Annotated in this window: 18 protein-coding genes and 1 tRNA gene; 10 read left to right on the top strand and 9 right to left on the bottom strand. The window is 59.4% G+C overall.

Going from position 1 to position 17,672, the window contains the following annotated elements; genetic code table 11:
• Nucleotides 1-2: 2 nt before the first annotated feature.
• The 6 genes from I2C21_RS05300 to I2C21_RS05275 form a co-directional block, all read right to left on the bottom strand.
• Nucleotides 3-557 carry a cupin domain-containing protein gene (locus tag I2C21_RS05300; RefSeq protein WP_101693005.1) on the bottom strand — a complete coding sequence of 185 codons (555 nt, stop codon included), beginning with the start codon at nt 555-557 and terminating at the stop codon, nt 3-5.
• Nucleotides 558-680: 123 nt separating this feature from the next.
• Nucleotides 681-2,003, bottom strand: a complete 1,323-nt coding sequence (locus I2C21_RS05295; RefSeq protein WP_353654781.1) for a GntP family permease — start codon at nt 2,001-2,003, stop codon at nt 681-683.
• A 34-nt stretch (nt 2,004-2,037) separates the two neighbouring features.
• The gene (gene dsdA, locus I2C21_RS05290; protein ID WP_195278707.1) at nt 2,038-3,378 is read right to left on the bottom strand and encodes a D-serine ammonia-lyase; all 1,341 of its coding nucleotides are present in this window, start codon (nt 3,376-3,378) and stop codon (nt 2,038-2,040) included.
• Between the two features lie 350 nt (nt 3,379-3,728).
• Nucleotides 3,729-3,804: transfer RNA gene (locus I2C21_RS05285), tRNA-Thr, on the bottom strand.
• Between the two features lie 129 nt (nt 3,805-3,933).
• Nucleotides 3,934-4,878, bottom strand: coding sequence for an L-lactate dehydrogenase (locus tag I2C21_RS05280; protein WP_195278706.1), 945 nt, complete (start codon nt 4,876-4,878; stop codon nt 3,934-3,936).
• A 103-nt stretch (nt 4,879-4,981) separates the two neighbouring features.
• Nucleotides 4,982-6,595: a potassium/proton antiporter gene (locus I2C21_RS05275; protein WP_101693009.1), complete on the bottom strand. Its 1,614-nt coding sequence runs from the start codon at nt 6,593-6,595 to the stop codon at nt 4,982-4,984.
• Between the two features lie 183 nt (nt 6,596-6,778).
• On the opposite strand from I2C21_RS05275, the gene I2C21_RS05270 reads away from it, so the two are divergent.
• From I2C21_RS05270 to trxA, 3 genes are all read left to right on the top strand, one after another.
• Nucleotides 6,779-7,081: an ArsR/SmtB family transcription factor gene (locus I2C21_RS05270; RefSeq protein WP_101693010.1), complete on the top strand. Its 303-nt coding sequence runs from the start codon at nt 6,779-6,781 to the stop codon at nt 7,079-7,081.
• Nucleotides 7,071-7,940, top strand: coding sequence for an NAD(P)/FAD-dependent oxidoreductase (locus I2C21_RS05265; protein WP_195278705.1), 870 nt, complete (start codon nt 7,071-7,073; stop codon nt 7,938-7,940). Before I2C21_RS05270 ends, I2C21_RS05265 begins: the two co-directional genes overlap by 11 nt.
• A 62-nt stretch (nt 7,941-8,002) precedes the next feature.
• A complete protein-coding gene (trxA, locus tag I2C21_RS05260) occupies nt 8,003-8,320 on the top strand; it encodes a thioredoxin (protein WP_101693012.1) in 318 nt (105 codons plus the stop codon).
• A 57-nt stretch (nt 8,321-8,377) separates the two neighbouring features.
• On the opposite strand, the gene I2C21_RS05255 is transcribed toward trxA, so the two are convergent.
• Both I2C21_RS05255 and I2C21_RS05250 read right to left on the bottom strand, forming a co-directional pair.
• Nucleotides 8,378-8,758 (bottom strand): DUF4363 family protein, encoded by a 381-nt coding sequence (locus I2C21_RS05255; RefSeq protein ID WP_195278704.1) that lies wholly within the window; start codon nt 8,756-8,758, stop codon nt 8,378-8,380.
• Nucleotides 8,755-9,438, bottom strand: coding sequence for a YetF domain-containing protein (locus I2C21_RS05250; RefSeq protein ID WP_195278703.1), 684 nt, complete (start codon nt 9,436-9,438; stop codon nt 8,755-8,757). The genes I2C21_RS05255 and I2C21_RS05250 overlap by 4 nt, the downstream gene beginning before the upstream one ends.
• A gap of 195 nt (nt 9,439-9,633) precedes the next feature.
• Here I2C21_RS05250 and guaA point away from each other — a divergent pair, with 195 nt between their 5' ends.
• Entirely contained in the window at nt 9,634-11,175 is a 1,542-nt protein-coding gene (gene guaA / locus I2C21_RS05245) for a glutamine-hydrolyzing GMP synthase (RefSeq protein ID WP_101693015.1), read from the top strand.
• 171 nt (nt 11,176-11,346) lie between these two features.
• On the opposite strand, the gene I2C21_RS05240 is transcribed toward guaA, so the two are convergent.
• Nucleotides 11,347-11,904, bottom strand: coding sequence for a helix-turn-helix domain-containing protein (locus tag I2C21_RS05240; protein WP_195278702.1), 558 nt, complete (start codon nt 11,902-11,904; stop codon nt 11,347-11,349).
• A 165-nt stretch (nt 11,905-12,069) separates the two neighbouring features.
• Between I2C21_RS05240 and I2C21_RS05235 the strand changes: the two genes are divergently transcribed.
• From I2C21_RS05235 to I2C21_RS05210, 6 genes are all read left to right on the top strand, one after another.
• On the top strand, nt 12,070-12,258 hold the full coding sequence (locus I2C21_RS05235; RefSeq protein WP_023345703.1) for a hypothetical protein: 189 nt from the start codon (nt 12,070-12,072) through the stop codon (nt 12,256-12,258).
• Between the two features lie 12 nt (nt 12,259-12,270).
• Nucleotides 12,271-13,347: a site-specific integrase gene (locus tag I2C21_RS05230; RefSeq protein WP_195278701.1), complete on the top strand. Its 1,077-nt coding sequence runs from the start codon at nt 12,271-12,273 to the stop codon at nt 13,345-13,347.
• A 3-nt stretch (nt 13,348-13,350) separates the two neighbouring features.
• Complete coding sequence (locus I2C21_RS05225; RefSeq protein WP_195278700.1) at nt 13,351-13,671, top strand: plasmid mobilization protein; 321 nt, start codon at nt 13,351-13,353, stop codon at nt 13,669-13,671.
• A gap of 7 nt (nt 13,672-13,678) precedes the next feature.
• Nucleotides 13,679-14,836 carry a helicase RepA family protein gene (locus I2C21_RS05220; RefSeq protein ID WP_195278699.1) on the top strand — a complete coding sequence of 386 codons (1,158 nt, stop codon included), beginning with the start codon at nt 13,679-13,681 and terminating at the stop codon, nt 14,834-14,836.
• A gap of 434 nt (nt 14,837-15,270) precedes the next feature.
• A complete protein-coding gene (locus I2C21_RS05215; protein WP_502709453.1) occupies nt 15,271-16,455 on the top strand; it encodes a plasmid recombination protein in 1,185 nt (394 codons plus the stop codon).
• Between the two features lie 112 nt (nt 16,456-16,567).
• On the top strand, nt 16,568-17,518 hold the full coding sequence (locus I2C21_RS05210; protein ID WP_023345698.1) for a DUF3658 domain-containing protein: 951 nt from the start codon (nt 16,568-16,570) through the stop codon (nt 17,516-17,518).
• Nucleotides 17,519-17,672 lie beyond the last annotated feature (154 nt).

Below are 17,672 nucleotides of genomic sequence, written 5' to 3'. Positions count from 1 at the left end.
ACTCAAAAACTTGGCGGTGTAATGGCAAACACCGCTTTGAAATCAGAGTCGTAGCAGTTGACCCAGCGGTGGGGACTCATGGGAGGAATCCGGACAGAATCTCCGCTCTCCAGATGGTGTACGGTCCCGCTCAGGTGCAGATCAATCTCTCCGCTGATGATGTAGGCGACCTCTTCGCCGGTGTGCTCCCGGGGCACATCGGAGGAGGACACACCAGCCGGAATCTCCATCAGGCAGAATTCGATGGCGCCGCTGATGTCCGGCGTGAGGAGCTTATACATGACCTCTTCACCGATACGTCCGATGATGCGGTTCTCGCCCTTGCGCACGATGAGACGGTCGGCCTGCACATCGTCCTTAAAAAATTGGAACAGGGGCACATGGAGCGCCTCTGCAATATTCTTCAGGGCATTGATCGAGGGATTGACCGTATTGCTCTCGATCTGGCTGAGCATGGAGGGGGATAGTTCCGCCTGTGCTGCCAGCTCACGCAGGCTCATTCCGCTCTTTTTCCGGAATTCCTGCACTTTGATGCCAATATTGATCTCTTCCGCCATAAGTCGTTCCGTCCTATCGTGTGTTTATTTGCGATCGTTCCACGCGTAGGTACCATTATAACACAAACGGGCCCGGTATAAAACCGGGCCCGTAAAATTTCCCGCCGGACGCAGGACAGGCAATCAATGCAGGAAGATCAGGCTCAGGAGGAACACACACACGAGCGCAGTCAGGGATTGCAGGACACTGATGAGAGGAATGGTCTTATAGGCGACCGAGGTATCCATCTCAGAGGTCGTGGCGGTGACCCAGAAAAAGTCGTCGTTCCCGTGGAATACCATCAGGCCGCCGGCAGCGCAGGCCAGCATGGCGATGATGCGGCCCATGGGGGAGGCAAAGCCCAGGATATCCAGCAGAGGCACGATCATGGTGGCCGCAGTCACCATGGCGATGGTGGCGGAGCCGACGCAGGTGCGGAACAGGAAGCCGATCAGGAAGGGAGCCAGGATGCCGATGGCCAGACCGGAGAAGGTCTCGGTCAGGATGTCCTGGAGGGGGGAAGCCTTTAGCACGCCGGAGAATGTGCCGCCGGCGCCCACGATCAGGACGATCTGGCCGGCGGTGCGCAGAGCCTCAGCAAAGACACCGTCGAAACCCCAGGCGGTCTTGTCCTCGGGGAAGATCTCATGATAGCCGATGGCGGCGATGATCAGGCCGACCAGCAGGGCCACAGCGGGAGTGCCCAGGATGTCCATGACGCCCATGACGGCTTCAGGCCAGGTGCACATGTCGCCGATGGTCTTGATCAGCATGAGGGCAATGGGGGCCAGGATGGGGAGGAAGGCCATGACCGGGCTGGGCAGCTTTTGCTGCTCCTGGGTCTCGCCCACCTCTTTGGGCAGATAGTAGTACTTCTTGCCGGCCAGCTGTGCGCCGAAGTAGCCCACCAGCATGACCGGAATGGAGACCAGAGCACCGAAGAGGATGACCTGACCCAGGTCGGCGCTGAGGATACCGGAGACGGCCAGGGGACCGGGCGTGGGGGGCACGAACATATGCGTCGCGTGCAGGCCCATGCACATGGCGATGGCCATGGTGGTCATGGAGATCCGGGTGTCCTTGCTCAGACGCTTGGCAATGGGGCTGAGGAGCACGAAGGCCGAGTCACAGAACACCGGGATGGAGACAAAGTAGCCGGTGATGGCCAGGCCGAGGGCGGCGTGCTTCTCGCCGGTGATCTTCAGGATGGTCTTGGCCATGGTCTCGGCAGCACCGGACTTCTCCAGGAGCGCGCCGGTGACGGTGCCCAGGGCGATGACCAGACCGATGTCCGCCACGGTGCCGCCCATGCCGCTGGTGAAGGCGGAGAGCATTTCCTCCATCCCCATGCCGGAGACCACGGCAAAGGTGACGGTGGTGGCGATCAGGGCGAAAAACGGATGGATCTTGAGCTTCACGGTACACAGGACCAGGACGACGACGGACAGGACGAGTCCGAGTATCACAAGTACATTCGGTGACATATCCCATATCCCCCCATCAATCCATGTGCGTGCTGAGATACTGATCCCAGATCTCGGCGGGTACCAGCCGTCCGCCGGTGGCCCAGGCGATCTGCACGCTGTTGGCCAGCTTCTCCTGGGTCAGGCCATGCCGGGCGCAGTAGTCCTTGGAACCTTCCAGTTCCAGCAGACCGCAGGGACCAGCGAAGGCGGCGCAGCTGGAGGGCTCGATGCGCTTATGCTCGGAGCAATCCAGCAGGCGGAGACAGTCGTACAGCTTGCCGTCCTTCACAGTAAAATCGCCGGAGAGCAGATTGCCCAGGATGCGGGTGACAAAGCTGGAGGGGCTGGCACAGGCCAGGCCGTCCGCCTCGGTGATGCCGGAGATACCGAAGTCATGGACGTTAGCCTTTTCATACTCCTTGGTGGCCATGCCCAGGAGCACAGAGGGGCAGAGGGTGGGCTCCACCAGGAAGCAGTGCACCGCGTCCTTGAACAGCCGCTTCAGGCCGTAGGACACGCCGCCGGGGGCGCCGCCCACGCCGGTGGGGATATAGACGATGAGGGGGTGTTCCTCATCCACCGTGATGCCCAGTTCATCCAGCTGGTGCTTCAGCCGCTTGGCAGCCACCGCGTAGCCCAGGAAAAGGTCCACCGACTTCTCATCATCCACGAAATAGCTCATGGGATCGGCGTCGGAGCGCTTCCGGCCCTCTTCCACCGCCTTGGAGTAATCGTCGGCGTACTCGATGACTTCCACGCCCTTGCTGCGCAGCAGGTCCTTTTTCCACTGCTTGGCATCGGCGGACATGTGGACCTTAACGCAGAAGCCCAGGGCCGCGCTCATGATCCCGATGGACATACCCAGGTTTCCGGTGGAACCCACCTGGACGGTGTACTGGCTGAAAAAGCGCTTCATGTCCTCATCGGCCAGCTTGGCGTAGTTGTCCTCCACGGAGAGCTTACCGGCGGCCATGGCCAGCTCCTCCGCATGCTTGAGCACCTCGTAGATGCCGCCCCGCGCCTTGACGGAACCGGCGATGGCGAGATGGCTGTCCATCTTCAGCATCAGCCGGCCGGGAATGGCGCAGCCGTAAGTCTCCTCCAGGGCCTTCTGCATCTGGGGAATGTCGGCCAGGGGAGACTCGATCAGGCCCTGGGTCTCCTCAGTCTCGGGGAAGCAGCGCTGGATGAAGGGCGCAAAGCGGGCCAAGCGCGCTTCCGCGTCAGCAATGTCCGCATCCGAGACCACCAGCTGGCACAGCCCGTCGGTGACGGCGAAGGGGAGATAGTCCGGGTTGATCCAAACGGTCTCCTTCTGCTCCGCGACCGCTCGGACGGTAGGGTCTGCCTGAATGTATTTCTGTGCGTCTACCATGTTCATTTCCTCCCGTTGTTCAGTATTATTTAACGCCTGTTCAACTGTGCGTTAAGTATATATTAACACCTGTTCATTGTCAAGCGGTAACTGTAATATCTGTTACAATATACACGAACAGAGCTGGTTTTTTGTCTAACTCATACAAGAGGATGGAGCGCCCGGGGAGGAGAACGGGCGCTTAGACTTGATTCAAAAGCAAAAAACGCGGGAGAGCAGGCCCATAGTTTCGGGCAGCGCTCCCGCGTTTGCTTGCGGTTCCATGTTACGAAGATTCCCCCAAAATCTCCGGAAGGGGCGGGGGAGAAGAAAAAAGAAAGCCTCAGAACCATTGCGGCTCTGAGGCTTTCTGGAGCTGGAAACGTGACTTGAACACGCGACCTGCTGATTACGAATCAGCTGCTCTACCGACTGAGCTATTCCAGCATTGCGAAGAAAGAAATATGTCCTTGACGAATAGAAATAATACCATATATTTTCCATCCCGTCAACTGTTTTCCTCCGCATTTTCAAAGAAAAGTCTGCCCGGGGCACACCCGGGCAGACAGGACTGGATCAGAGGGGAAGGCGCTGCACGATGTCGCGCAGCTGTCCGGCGGAATTGGTGAGAGCCATGCGCTCGCTGCTGTTCAGAGGAATCTCCAGCACCTGTTCCACACCATTTGAGCCGAGAATGGCGGGAATGCTGAGGGAGAGTTCCTCCAGGCCATACTCACCGTGGAGGACCACCGAGACCGGGAGGACCGCGTGCTCGTCTTTCACGATACACTCCGCAATGCGGCTGACCGCCATGGCGATGCCGTAGTAGGTGGCCCCTTTGCGCCGGATGATCTCATAGGCGCTGTTCCGCACCGTCTCATAGAGCGCCTGCATGGCGGCGGGGTCGTTCTGCATACCCCGCAGGCGGCAGAAATCATCCAGGTTCAGCCCGGAGACATTGGAACCGCTCCACACGGCCAGCTCACTGTCGCCGTGCTCTCCGATGATAAAGGCGTGGACGTTGCGGCTGTCCACCTGGAGGTGCTGCCCCAGCAGCTGCTTGAGGCGGGCGGTGTCCAGCACGGTCCCCGAGCCGATGACCCGCTGGGTGGGCAGGCCGGAGAGCCGCCAGGCGGCATAGGTGAGCACGTCCACGGGGTTGGTGACCACCAGCAGGATGCCATCGAATTTCCGTGCCCGGATCTGGGGCACGATGGACTGGAGGATCTGGATGTTGCGGCTGATGAGGTCCAGCCGGGTCTCGCCCGGCTTCTGGTTGACGCCGGCGGTGAGGACGATGAGGGCACAGTCGGTCACATCGTCGTAGGTTCCGGCGTAAATATCCATGGATGCGGCATAGGGGAGACCATCGCTCAGGTCCATGGCCTCGCCCTCTGCTTTGGCCTGGTCCACATCCAGCAGGACCATTTCAGAAAACAGGCCGCGCTGCATCAGCGCAAAGGCGATGGATGCGCCGACAAAACCACAGCCGATCACGGCTACTTTGCGGGGGTTCAACATGGGAATGCTCCTTTCCAAAGGTGAGAATGGATCTCGCTTCGAGACAGCGGCGGAGGATCACTGCTCTTAGCATATCCAAAGAAAGGAGCCTTTAGTAAAAAAGTTAAAAAGACGGTCCGGGGAGGGGATCGTCCGCCAGCACCAGCAGGTCCCCGGATTGCAGGACCAGGTCGCCGGTGGGAATCAGGGTCTCCTCGCCCCGCAGGACCAGCAGAACGGAGGAGCCGCCCCAGTCCACCGCGGAGATGGGCTGGCCGGTCCAGTCGTGCTCCGGGCTGAGGATGACCTCCGAGAGGGAGAGCTGGGCGGTCTCCGCATAGGCCAGGGCACTGAGGACCAGAATATCGCCGCTCTCCAGGGCGGTATCCCCCCGGGGAAGGATGCGCTCGCCCTGCCGCAGGACCATGGCGGCCCGGGTATCGGGGGGAAGAGGGGCCTCCCGCAGGGGGATGCCCTTCCAGGGGTGCTCCGCACCGATGGAGAGTTGAATAAACTGGATGGGGGTATCTTCGCTGTAATCGCTGAAGGTCTTGAGGACGTCCTCCCGGTCGTCGATCATGTCCAGCCGCTTGGCGCACCAGGGGAGGAGGGTGCCCTGGACGCCAATGGAGAGGAGCACTACACAGAATACGATGTGGAACAGGTCCCGGGAGAGGCTGGCCTGGTCCATGACGGCCAGAATGGCAAAGACGATGGAGGTGGCCCCCCGCAGGCCGGACCAGGCCACCAGCATCTGCTGGCGGAAGGGCGCCCGGAAGGGAGCGAGGAGCAGGGCCACCGCAGCGGGCCGGGCCAGAAGAGTCAGGAAGAGAGTGACGGCAAGGGCGGTGGGCAGCACGGCGGGCAGGCGGGAGGGGAAGGAGAGCAGGCCCAGCAGGAAGAAGAGGGTAAGCTGCATCAGGCTGGTCACGCCGTCCAGAAAGTGCACCAGTTCCTTTTTCTCCGGCCACTTCTCGCCGCCCAGGATGATACCCACCAGGTAGGCGCTGAGATAGCCGTTCCCGCCGATGGCGGTGGGGAGGGCATAGGAGAAGAGGGCGATCCCCACAATGACCAGAGGGCCGTATCCGGAGGTGCCCCGGGGGAGGCGGCGGAGGAACCAGACCGAGAGAGCCGCCAGTCCTGCGCCGCAGGCCAGGCCGAAGAGGATCTGACCGGCGGCGAGGCGGAACGCCATGCCCGGAGTGAGACCGCCGCCCAGGAGGGCCAGCGCCAGACAGGTCAGCGTGTAGGAAAAGGGGTCGTTGCTGCCGCTCTCCAGCTCCAGCATAGAGGCGGTGTGGAAGCGCAGGCTCAGGCGCTTGGAGCGCAGAATGGAGAAGACCGAGGCGGCATCGGTGGAGCTGAGCACCGCGCCCAGAAGGAAGCTCTCCTGCCACGGAAAACGCAGCACCAGGGCGCAGAACAGGGCGGTCAAACCGGCAGTCAGCAGTACGCCCAGGGTGGAGAGCAGGATAGAGGGCAGGGCGACCCGGCGGGCGGCCTTCCAATTGGTTCCGAAGCCCCCGTAAAAAATAATGGAGAGCAGTGCCACGGTGCTGATCTGATTGGCAAAATCATAGTTTTCAAAGGAGATCTGTGCCAGGCCATCCGAGCCGAACAGCATACCCAGGAACAGGAAGGCCAGCAGTACCGGTATGCCTACGTGAGTCGAGAGCTTGCTCAGCAGCACACTGAGCAGAAGAATGGTGGCGATGAAGAGTAAAAGCAGCGTCAAAACGGGCTCCTTTCTTGGAATATGAGGTGGAAGGTATGGATATTCTACCATAGAGACCGGAACGGGGGCAAGGGTGCGGCAGGGGGGAGAGCACCTCCTGCTGGGGGGACGGAAAAAAGTCTTGACAAATTTGAATATTAGAATATAATAATATTATAATTAACCGAGGGGGAGGAAAGACGAATGAGCGAATGTCCATTTGAGGAGCGGGCGGAACTGCTCAAGGCCCTGGCGCATCCCCTGCGGCTGAAGCTGGTGCGGGGACTGCTGAAGTGCGGCTGCCGGAACGTGCGCTGCATGGAGGAAAAGACGGGGCAGTCCCAGTCCTGCATTTCCCAGCATCTGGCCAAGCTGAAGGCGGCCGGTGTGGTGCGCGCGGTGCGCAGCGGGAACGAGGTCTATTACGAAGTGGCTGATCCCAGGGCGGCGGCCGTGGTGGCCGCCCTCCTGGACGACTGTAAGGAGGAGTATCACCTTGCGTTATGATATCATCGTCATCGGCGGGGGACCGGCGGGACTCTCCGCCGCGATCCAGGCCAGGACCCGAAACAAGCGTGTGCTGGTGGTGGGTGCCCGGACGGAGGACATTCCCCTCTGGAAGGCCGGACAGGTCGACAACTATCTGGGTATGCCGGGGGTCTCCGGCCGGGAGCTGCTGGAGCGGTTCGAGGCCCACGCCGCGGCGCTGGGCATGGAGCGGATGTACGGCCGGGCCCTCAACGCCATGCCGGTAGAGGATGGGTTCCTGGTCTCCGTGGGCAGCGAGGTGGTGGAGGGGGACGCCCTCATCCTGGCCACCGGCACGGCTCACGGGGCGAAGTATCCCGGCGAGGCCGAGCACCTGGGCATGGGTGTGAGCTACTGCGCCACCTGTGACGGCATGTTCTACCGGGGACGGGATGTGGTCGTGGTGGGCCAGTCGGCCGAGGCGCCCGAGGAGGCCAACTACCTCCACGGCCTGGGCTGCAAGGTCACCTATGTGGCCAAAACCCGGCCGGATACCCTGGACGAGGCCATCCCCTTCCGCCGGGGCGTCAAGCTGGAGGTCGTAGGGGAGGGCAATGTGTCCGCCTTGCGGGTGGACGGGGAGGAGATCCCCTGTGCCTGCGTGTTCCTGCTGCGTCCCTCCGTGGCGCCCGGGGAGCTGCTGCCCGGTCTGGAGTTCCGGGACGGGTACATCGCGGTGGACCGAAACATGGCAACCTCCATCCCGGGGGTATTTGCGGCGGGAGACTGCACCGGGCTTCCCCTCCAGATCTCCAAAGCGGTGGGGGAAGGCCTCATCGCAGGCCACCGGGCGGCGGAATATCTGGACCGGACCCGGGAATCGGGCCGCAATGTGTGAGATTATTTGAAACAATAGAACGATAGAACGATTCATCCACAGGAAGAAAGGAAGTAAGCGATATGGCACTCTATCATTTCAATCAGCAGGGACTGGAAAAGGCGGTCAGCTCTGGAGAGCTGGTCATGGTAGATATGTGGGCGCCCTGGTGCGGCCCCTGCCGGATGCTGGGCCCCACCATTGAGAAGCTGGCTGAGCAGTACGACGGGAAGGCGATCATTGGAAAGCTGAATACCGACGAAAACCAGCAGCTGGCCATGCAGCTGGGGATCATGAGCATTCCCTGTGTCATCTTCTTCAAGAACGGCAAGGAGATCGACCGGAAGGTGGGCCTCATGCCCGCCCAGGCCTATACTGCCGTGCTGGACGCCAACCTGTAATAAGGAAAACAAGGACGCCCTCCGACTGATACCCGGTCGGAGGGCGCCCGTTTGCCGTTAAAAGAGATTTTCCAGCGTGAGCTGCTCGGCCTCGGTGAGGAGCTTCAGGTCAGCCATGAGATGGGCGCTGGCGGCGGCGTATTCGCCCAGCTCCCCGGTACGCAGAAGCTGAAGGGCCTCGTCAAAGCCGATCTGGATCTGATCGGTGTCCCCGTGCCGGAGGGTCACGTGGAGGTAGGTATTCTGGGCCAGCCACTGCTCTCTGGCCTGCCGGATCAACTCCTCGGCCCGGCGGTTCTCCCCGGAGAGGGCGAGCGTTTCGGCCTGGGCCAGCTGGTCGGCCAGCGTAGTGGTGAAGGTCTCCAGGTGGTGGGAGTGCCACAGGGAGGCGCCCAGGGTCAGCGAGAGCAAGGCCGCTGCGATCCAAAGCCGTTTCAAGAACTGCGCGCCTCCTTTGCCAGGAAATAGACCCCTCCCGTCTCGTCCACCGAGAGGAGGAAGACGTCCTGCACCCGGGTGATGTTGTGCTCGGCCATCTGGCGTGTGAGCCACTCCCGGCTCAGGCCACGGGCCCGCAGATTGCGCTCCATGATCCGCCCGTCGTTGATGATGGGGAGGGGGAGTCCGGCGTCCTCCGGCTGCTGTCCCATCTGCCTGGGCGTGAGGGGGAGCTCCTCGGCCCGCAGGAGGACCGAGAGCTGGCCGTTGGTCTCCAGAATGGCATAGCGGATGGTGCTGAGGTCGGTGACCCCCTGGAGGCGCAGCTCTTCCATCAGCTCATCCAGGGTAAAGCGGTTGCGGCGCAGTTCGTGCTCCGCGATCACGCCGTCCTCCACCACGATGCTGGGACGTCCGCAGAGCAGGGCCCGGAACCGGATGCTGCGCAGATTGAGCATGGAGATCACCATGGTGAGGGAGAGCAGGGTCAGGATGGGCACGATCCCCGCCAGGAGTGGGATGCCCAGATCCTGCATGGGGACGGCCGCCAGGTCGGCAATGATGAGTGCCAGGACCAGCTCCGAGGGTTCCAGCTCGCCCACCTGGCGCTTTCCCATCAGGCGGATGCCGATGATGATGAGCAGATATAGGATAATGGTACGCAGAAAGGTAATGACCAAAGCGCATCCTCCTCTCCTGAAATCCCTATCAGTATGACCGAGTGGTGTACTTTATATCCCTGTGCGCTTTGCACAAGCACACAAAAATGGGCCAGCCGAGGAGAAAGACAAGCCGAAGAACTTGTCAGGACGGCGGATATGAGGTAAAATAAAACGTAAATGCTTCAAAACTTATATCCAGAAAGGGAAGTGCGTATGTCCCATCAGCTTGTCATCGTACTGGATTTCGGCGGCCAGTACAATCAGCTCATTGCCCGCCGTGTCCGTGAGTGCGGCGTGTACTGCGAGGTAAAGCCCTACACCACGCCGCTGGAAGAGCTCAAGGCCCAGCAGCCCATCGGATTCATCTTTACCGGCGGCCCCAACTCGGTCTATGAGGAGAAGGCGCCCCATGTGGACCCTGCCATCTTTGAGATGGGGGTGCCCGTGCTGGGCATCTGCTACGGCTGCCAGCTCATGGCCCATACTCTGGGTGGACGGGTGACCGCCGCTCAGGACGACTCGGCCCGCGAGTACGGCAAGACGGAGACCTACTATGACACGTCCTGCAAGCTCTTCCAGGGCCTCCCCGAGCGGGGCATCTCCTGGATGAGCCACGGGGACTATATGGAAAAGGTGCCCGAGGGATTTGCTCTGGTGGCCCATTCCGACAACTGCCCCAACGTGGCCATCGCGGACGAGAAGCGGGGCTTCTACGGCGTGCAGTACCACCCCGAGGTCAACCACTCCGAGAACGGCGTGAAGATGATCCGCAACTTCCTCTATGAGGTGTGCGGTGCGGTGGGCGACTGGACCATGGACGACTATAAGCGCACCGCCATCACCCAGATCCGGGAGAAGGTGGGCAGCGGCAAGGTCCTGCTGGCCCTCTCCGGCGGCGTGGACTCCTCCGTGTGCGCGGCCCTGCTGGCCGAGGCCGTTGGGGAGCAGCTCACCTGCGTGTTCGTGGACCACGGCCTGATGCGCAAGAACGAGGGCGACGAGGTGGAGGCTGCTTTCTCCAAGTGGGCCATGAACTTCGTGCGGGTGGATGCCGAGGCCCGCTTCCTGGAGAAGCTGGCCGGTGTGGATGAGCCAGAGCGCAAGCGCAAGATCATCGGTGAGGAGTTCATCCGCGTCTTTGAGGAAGAGGCCAAGAAGATCGGAACCGTGGATTTCCTGGCCCAGGGCACCATCTATCCCGACGTCATCGAGTCGGGCGCGGGCGATGCGGCGGTCATCAAGAGCCACCACAACGTGGGCGGTCTGCCCGACTATGTGGACTTCAAGGAGATCATCGAGCCTCTGCGCCTGCTCTTCAAGGACGAGGTCCGTCAGCTGGGCCGGGAGCTGGGGCTACCCGAGTATCTGGTCATGCGCCAGCCCTTCCCCGGACCTGGCCTGGCCATCCGTGTTATCGGCGACCTGACCAAGGAGAAACTGGACACCCTGCGGGATGCCGACGCCATCTACCGGGAGGAGATCGCAAACGCGGGACTGGATACCTCCATCAACCAGTATTTCGCCGTGCTCACCAACACCCGCAGCGTGGGCGTTATGGGCGACGGACGCACCTACGACTATACTCTGGCTCTGCGCGCCGTGACCACTTCCGACTTCATGACCGCTGACTGGGCCCGCATCCCCTATGAGGTGCTGGACAAGATCAGCGTGCGCATCGTCAACGAGGTGCCCGGCATCAACCGCATCTGCTACGACATTACGAGTAAGCCCCCGGCCACCATCGAATGGGAATGACCGTCAAAACGGCGCAAACCCGCATGAATACAGGGTTTTTGACCTGTCACTTTGCCTTGTGATACTGGATTGATACTATTCGTTTCAACCCGGTCACACAAGAGAATGATTGCAAAGGGCAAGCGAACCGCCCTGCTGAACGACAAATTCAGCAGGGCGGTTTTGCTTGTCCTATTTTTCTTTTCTCCAGGGTACATAGTTGTCAAACCGTTTGCTGTCATCACAGGTACACGGCCAGTTGAGCTTCCATTCAAAGTATTCTTCCCTGGTAATCTCCCCGGCGTGTAGCTCCTGCTGGCGCAAGAGCCATTCCCTCATAAACTCGTCTACAAGGCCATAGTTGAAGTAGATACCCACGGGAGGTTGAGTGGGCCAGTCGTCTGTGTCGTTGTATCGGACGGCGGTATCATCGGAGGCCCCTATCTTGCCAGGGTTGCGGACGAGCTGAAACAGGCGGATAGAGCCGGGGCTGTCCTCGTCCAGCCAGAAGAACGTCCGCATGAAGTCCTCGGCACAGCCAGGTTGAACCGTATAGAAGTTCTGGCGGTCTACCCGCAGGGCCTGGGCAATCTTGTCCAGCAGCTCCCTTTTTGGCACACGGTAATTCGTTTCGTACTGGGCAATACGGTTATCCGCTCCCTTTTCCTCAAAGCCGATAGCCAGCCCCAATTCCTTTTGCGTCATACCCCGAAATGTGCGGATTTTCTTGATTTTTTCTCCTACTGTCATATGTTCCACCGCCTTTGAAAATAGTATAGCGCAAATAAGCGAAATATGCAAGAAGAAAATTAACAAAATTGCGAAATAAACTCTTGACATTAACAACCACGCGAATGTATAATAAGGATGTCAGCATTAACAATTTTGCGAACAAGGAATAAGGAGGTGTTGTATTTGAGCAAAGAGCTGTTTGTACGGGCCGAGGAAGTGGCCGGGGCGCTGGGTATCTCCAAGCCCTACGCCTACAAGCTGGTGCGGGAGATGAACGAGGAGCTGAAGCAGAAAGGTTTCCTCACCATCCCCGGACGGGTGAGCAGGCGCTACTTCGAGGAAAAGTTCTATGGACTGCGGGAAAATCAGTAAGGAGGGAAGAAAATGCCAGCGTACAAAGACAAGGCCAAGGGAACATGGTATGCGTCCTTTTACTTCGAGAACTGGACAGGGAAAAAGGAAAAGAAGATGAAGCGGGGCTTCAAGACCAAGCGGGAGGCGCTGGAGTGGGAACGGACGTTCCTGCAACAGCAGACCGCCGACCTGGATATGACCTTTGAGAGCTTCGTGGCGCTCTACGCTGCGGACATGAAAGGCCGTATCAAGGAGAACACCTGGGGGACGAAAGAGCATATCCTCTACAAGAAGCTGGTGCCTTACTTCGGAAAGCGGAAAATGAGCGAAATTCATTCCAAAGAGGTCATGGCGTGGCAGAGTGAAATGCTGAACTACCGGGACAAAAACGGCAAGCCTTACTCCCCCGTGTACCTGAAAACGCTCCACAATCAGTTGAGCGCCGTTTTCAATCATGCGGTGAAGCACTACAATCTGAAAGCCAACCCCGCCGCCCAGGTGGGCAACATGGGCAAGGCCAAGGGCCGGGAAATGCTGTTCTGGACGAAAGCGGAGTATCTGAAATTCGCTGACGCCATGATGGACAAGCCCCTCTCCTACTACGCCTTTGAAATGCTCTACTGGTGCGGTATTCGGGAGGGGGAGCTGCTGGCCCTCACCCCGGCAGACTTCGACTTTGAGAAGCAGACGGTTTCCATCTCGAAATCCTACCAGCGTATCAAGGGCCAGGACGTTATCACCGACCCCAAGACGGCCAAGAGCAACCGGGTCATTCAAATGCCCGCTTTCCTCTGTGAGGAAATGGAGGACTACATCAAGAGCCTGTACGCCGTGGAGCCGACAGACCGCATTTTCACCGTTACGAAAAGCTACCTCCACCATGAGATGGACAGGGGAGCGAAAGAGGCGGGGGTAAAGCGGATCAGGATTCACGATTTGAGGCACAGCCACATTTCCCTGCTGATTGACATGGGCTTTACGGCCCTGGCAATCGCTGACCGAGTGGGGCATGAAAGCATTGACATCACCTACCGCTACGCTCACCTGTTCCCCACCCGGCAGGCGGAGATGGCGGACAAGCTGAACATGGAGCGAAAGGGGGCTTAAATCATGTCTGCGAAAAATCTCGACAACTACAACCGTTGGAGAAATCGTCAGGTGGCGTTCAGGCTGTCGCCGGAGGAGGCCGATTTATTGGACACCTATGTGCGCCTGTCCGGGCTGACCAAGCAGGACTACATCACCCGGCGGCTGCTGAACCGGGACATTGTGGTGCAGGGCAATCCCAGGGTCTACAAAGCCCTGCGCGACCAGCTCGCCGCCGTCCTGGGGGAGCTGCGGCGCATGGAGGCCGGGGGTGGGGTGGATGATGAACTTCTTGCCACCATCCGCCTTATCACCGTGACGCTGGACGGCATGAAGGAGGATTGATAGATTGATGGATTCCAGAGAAACGAAAAGGACTGTCCCGGTTCCGTCTGTTGGCGCAGACGGGGAACAGCCCAATTCAAAAATATGTACCACGGCCAGTATATCAGAAGCGGCTACCGAAAACAACCCCCAGGATGAAAGTATGGAGGATATTCTTCGGGAGCTTCAACGGACAAGCGACCCGGCCTACCTCCACACGGTTTCCATGAACGAGCTTTACCAGAATGTCTACCAGAGCAGACCGCCAATCATTGACGGTCTGCTCTATCCTGGGACGTACCTCTTTGCGGGAGCGCCCAAGGTGGGCAAGTCATTCCTGATGGCCCAGCTTGCCTACCATGTGAGCATGGGCCTCCCCCTGTGGGGCTACCCCGTCCACAAGGGCACCGTCCTCTATCTGGCGTTGGAGGACGACCACCGCCGCTTGCAGGGGCGGCTGTATCGGATGTTCGGCATGGACGGCACCAACGACCTGCTCTTTGCGATCTACGCCAAACAGCTCGGCCTGGGCCTGGAGGAACAGCTAAAGAAATTCGTCCGTCAGCACCCCGACACCAAACTGATTATCATTGACACCCTCCAGAAAGTCCGGGAGGTCGGCGGGGACAAGTACAGCTATGCCAACGACTACGAGGTGGTGGGCAAGCTGAAACGCCTTGCTGACGATTGCGGTATATGCCTCCTGCTGGTACACCACACCCGAAAGCAACAGGCAGACGATAAGTTTGATATGATTTCCGGCACCAACGGCCTGTTGGGAGCTGCGGACGGGGCCTTTCTTCTTCAAAAGGAGAAGCGGACGGACGGCAGCGCCATTCTGGACGTGGCCGGGCGTGACCAGCAAGACCAGCGGATGTATCTCACCAAGGACAAGGAGCGCCTTGTGTGGGAGCTGGAGCGGCTGGAAACGGAGCCGTGGGTGGAACCGCCTGACCCGGTATTGGAGGCCGTTGCCGCCCTTGTGACAGCGGACAGGCCCGCCTGGGGCGGCACCGCCACGGAGCTGGCGGCGGCTATCCAGACCGACATGAAGCCCAACGCCCTGGCTATGCGGCTGAACGTCCGGGCCGGGAGGCTGGCGGCGGAGTACCATATCCGCTATGAGAACAGCAGAAGCCACGCCGGGAGAAGTATCACCCTCACCCTGGAACCGCCCCAGGCGTGACGACCGTGACGGCTGTGACGGCTTTTTTGAGAGCGGGGGCGGTGTGTAAAACATCGTCACGGTCGTCACGGCCGTCACGGGGAGCGGGGCCAAAAGTCAAGGGGCCATACCTGGGGGTGGAGATTGCCGCAAGGCAATACAACCCGAACCCCTTGACTTTTGGCCCACGGAGAACACTGGCCGGGAGGGGGAAAGGCTGTGCCTTTCCCCCTGCCCAACGGCGAGTGTCAAAGTTTAGGCGGGGTGCAGGGTGCCCTTTTCAAAGGGCGGCCCTGCTGGGGGAGCCGTCCGCAGACGGCGGGGGCAACGCCCCCACTCCACCCCGTAGGGCGCAAATGCGCTTTTGATGGCCGCAAGGCCGTCAAAAGTGCTTTTGCGTTACTTTCGCAGAAAGTAACAAAGGCCGCCGCTGGCGCGGCGAAAGGAGTGTTGATTTGAAAAGGACGATTAGTGCGATGATGGGGCAAGGTTCGGTGAACCACAACAGCAGGGCGTTCAACGCCAAGAACACCGACCCGGAACGCTCCCACTTGAATATAACCTACTGCCACGAAAATATCAAGGCAGTTTTCCATGAGCTGTTTGACGAGGCCCTCAAGCGGTACAACGACAAGCAGACCAGGGCAGACCGCAAGATTGAGGACTACTATGAGAAGATACGTTCCAGCAAGCAGGAAAAGCCGTTCCATGAAATCATCCTGCAAGTGGGGAACAAGGACGACATGAGTGCCGAGGGCGAGGACGGCCAGCTTGCGGCGGCGGTGCTGGACGAGTACATGAGAGGGTTCCAGGAGCGCAACCCCCAGCTCCGGGTGTTCTCCGCCCACCTCCACATGGACGAGGCCACGCCCCATCTGCACATCGACTTCGTACCGTTCACCACGGGGAGCAAGCGGGGCCTGGACACAAGGGTATCTCTCAAACAGGCGTTAGCGGCCCAGGGCTTTAAGGGCGGCACCAGGGGCGACACGGAGTGGAGCCAGTGGGTACGCTCCGAAAAGGAACAGCTTGCCGCTGTGATGGAGCGCCATGGTATTGAGTGGGAGGACAAGGGCACCCATGACAAGCACCTGCCTGTACTGGACTTCAAAAAGGAGCAGAGGGCGAAAGAGATTGCCGAGCTGGAGGCGGTCAAGGCCAAGAAGCAGGGACAGGTGAAACAGCAGGAGCAGCGTCTAAAGGAGCTGGCCCCGGCTGTGAGGAACATGGAGCAGTTGGCGGCGCAGTTCTCCGACGACCCGGAGCGGATATTGCCGGAGCCTGGGCCGCTGGAGAGTGCCAAGTCCTACCGGGAGAAGAAAGCCAAGCCCCTGTTGGCGCAGATCGTCAAGGTGCTGCGTTCCCTGTACCGGGCCTATGTCGAGTTGAAGAGGAAGTATGAGCGGTTGCAGGGGGACTATGGACGGGCCAGGGAAGGAAACGAGCGGTTGTCCGACCGCTTGCAGGAAACGAAGTTGGAGAACAAGGCCCTGCGGGGGACAGTTGCCGACTTTGAGCGGGTCAAGAGGGCTTTCGGCCCAGAAGAAGTGGAACGGGCTGTAGAGGACGCAAAGCGCAGGGAAGCGCAAGAGCGGGAGCAGAGGAAAGCAAAGCGGAAATTCAGCCGGGGGGCGAGGTAACGAACAGTGGGAGGGCGCTCCAATGAGTGCCCTCCCGTTTTGTACTTGTCAGCGGGTGATTTTACTGCTATAATAAGGGCGATAAAAAGGAATTGGAAACGGAGTTTTTACCATGCTACAAATAGTTTTTTCCGACAGTGAATGTGGGACATTGAAGATGGCCACGCATTGGGGGTCGTCCAGTTGGGATGTTGGGGTGATTGGAGTTATTTTCGGCGAGGGAGAGAAGGAACCCACGCAGGAAGAAAAAAACCAAGCTATAGCCCAATTCAAGGCCCAGAGGGAGAAAGAGAACCGCCGGGCACGACCTGTGGGCGGCAATCCTGGAGATGTGCTATGCCCGTCTGTTGGGCTGGACATCGGCCCCATAAGCGGCCCTGATGTGGAGAAGGCCCGGTTTGATTTGCTTACCGCTTGGCTGGGGGGCGATTTCCCACTCCCAGATTGCGACCCAGACGATTATGCCCAGCGGGATATGCTTTGGGAACAACGCCAGCGGGACAGAGAGCGGCTTTTGGAGGGCGGAAAACATGGCGAGGCTGTGCGCATTTGGTACAGCAATGCGCCTTACTCCCTGTGCGGATTTTATGATGTGCTTTGGCAACTGCGGGACTGCGATTGTCCCGTGACCGCTTTAGAGATGCCCCGGTGGATGCCGCTGGAAGATAATACGGTGCAGTCCTGTTTGAACTGGGGGGAACTATCTCCGGGGGACTGGGCGGCGTATCTGCCGCTGGAGCGGGAAATCCCTAAAAATGTCCGCAGAGCTATCGCTATGGAGTGGTCACAGCTTCGAGAGGAAAATTCACCCTTGCGTGCTGTTGTCAATGGCCGTTTGCGCAGTGTAGGGGAGGATTTCTACGATCCATTCATTCGTGCCCAAATCCCTGATGGAATTTTCCGGGTGGCTCATCTCATCGGTGATGTATTGGGGCGGTATCAATTGGGTATCGGCGACTGGTGGATTGCCAAGCGTATTCAAGCTATGGAAACCCAAGGGGAACTGATTACAGTGTCCAAGGGTGACGGCTTCTACCGGAACGAAATGCGTCGAGCGCAATAAAAGAGAACTTCCGATATATCAGGGTGTTTTCTATTGCTGAATAGCCTGGGAAACGGTGTAAAAGGTAGTTGTATTCTCCTGCTTTTTGTGATACTATTTTGATACTAAGAAAATTAGCGGCCAAAAATAACAGGTAAAATATTAACAAATTTGC

Origin of the sequence: Clostridium sp. J1101437_171009_A5 (assembly GCF_015547905.1) — a bacterium.
Taxonomy (GTDB): Bacteria; Bacillota; Clostridia; order Oscillospirales; family Oscillospiraceae; genus Pseudoflavonifractor_A; species Pseudoflavonifractor_A gallinarum.
This window is presented reverse-complemented; position numbering and strand designations above follow the sequence as displayed.

Excerpts from the sequence above, each read along its gene's own strand:
- I2C21_RS05230 (WP_195278701.1), top strand. The coding sequence starts at position 12,271 with ATGCCAGCGTACAAAGACAAGGCCAAGGGAACATGGTATGCGTCCTTT.
- I2C21_RS05270 (WP_101693010.1), top strand. The coding sequence starts at position 6,779 with ATGAGCGAATGTCCATTTGAGGAGCGGGCGGAACTGCTCAAGGCCCTG.
- I2C21_RS05240 (WP_195278702.1), bottom strand. The coding sequence starts at position 11,904 with ATGACAGTAGGAGAAAAAATCAAGAAAATCCGCACATTTCGGGGTATG.
- I2C21_RS05210 (WP_023345698.1), top strand. The coding sequence starts at position 16,568 with ATGCTACAAATAGTTTTTTCCGACAGTGAATGTGGGACATTGAAGATG.
- dsdA (WP_195278707.1), bottom strand. The coding sequence starts at position 3,378 with ATGGTAGACGCACAGAAATACATTCAGGCAGACCCTACCGTCCGAGCG.
- I2C21_RS05220 (WP_195278699.1), top strand. The coding sequence starts at position 13,679 with ATGGATTCCAGAGAAACGAAAAGGACTGTCCCGGTTCCGTCTGTTGGC.
- guaA (WP_101693015.1), top strand. The coding sequence starts at position 9,634 with ATGTCCCATCAGCTTGTCATCGTACTGGATTTCGGCGGCCAGTACAAT.
- I2C21_RS05225 (WP_195278700.1), top strand. The coding sequence starts at position 13,351 with ATGTCTGCGAAAAATCTCGACAACTACAACCGTTGGAGAAATCGTCAG.
- trxA (WP_101693012.1), top strand. The coding sequence starts at position 8,003 with ATGGCACTCTATCATTTCAATCAGCAGGGACTGGAAAAGGCGGTCAGC.
- I2C21_RS05280 (WP_195278706.1), bottom strand. The coding sequence starts at position 4,878 with ATGTTGAACCCCCGCAAAGTAGCCGTGATCGGCTGTGGTTTTGTCGGC.
- I2C21_RS05300 (WP_101693005.1), bottom strand. The coding sequence starts at position 557 with ATGGCGGAAGAGATCAATATTGGCATCAAAGTGCAGGAATTCCGGAAA.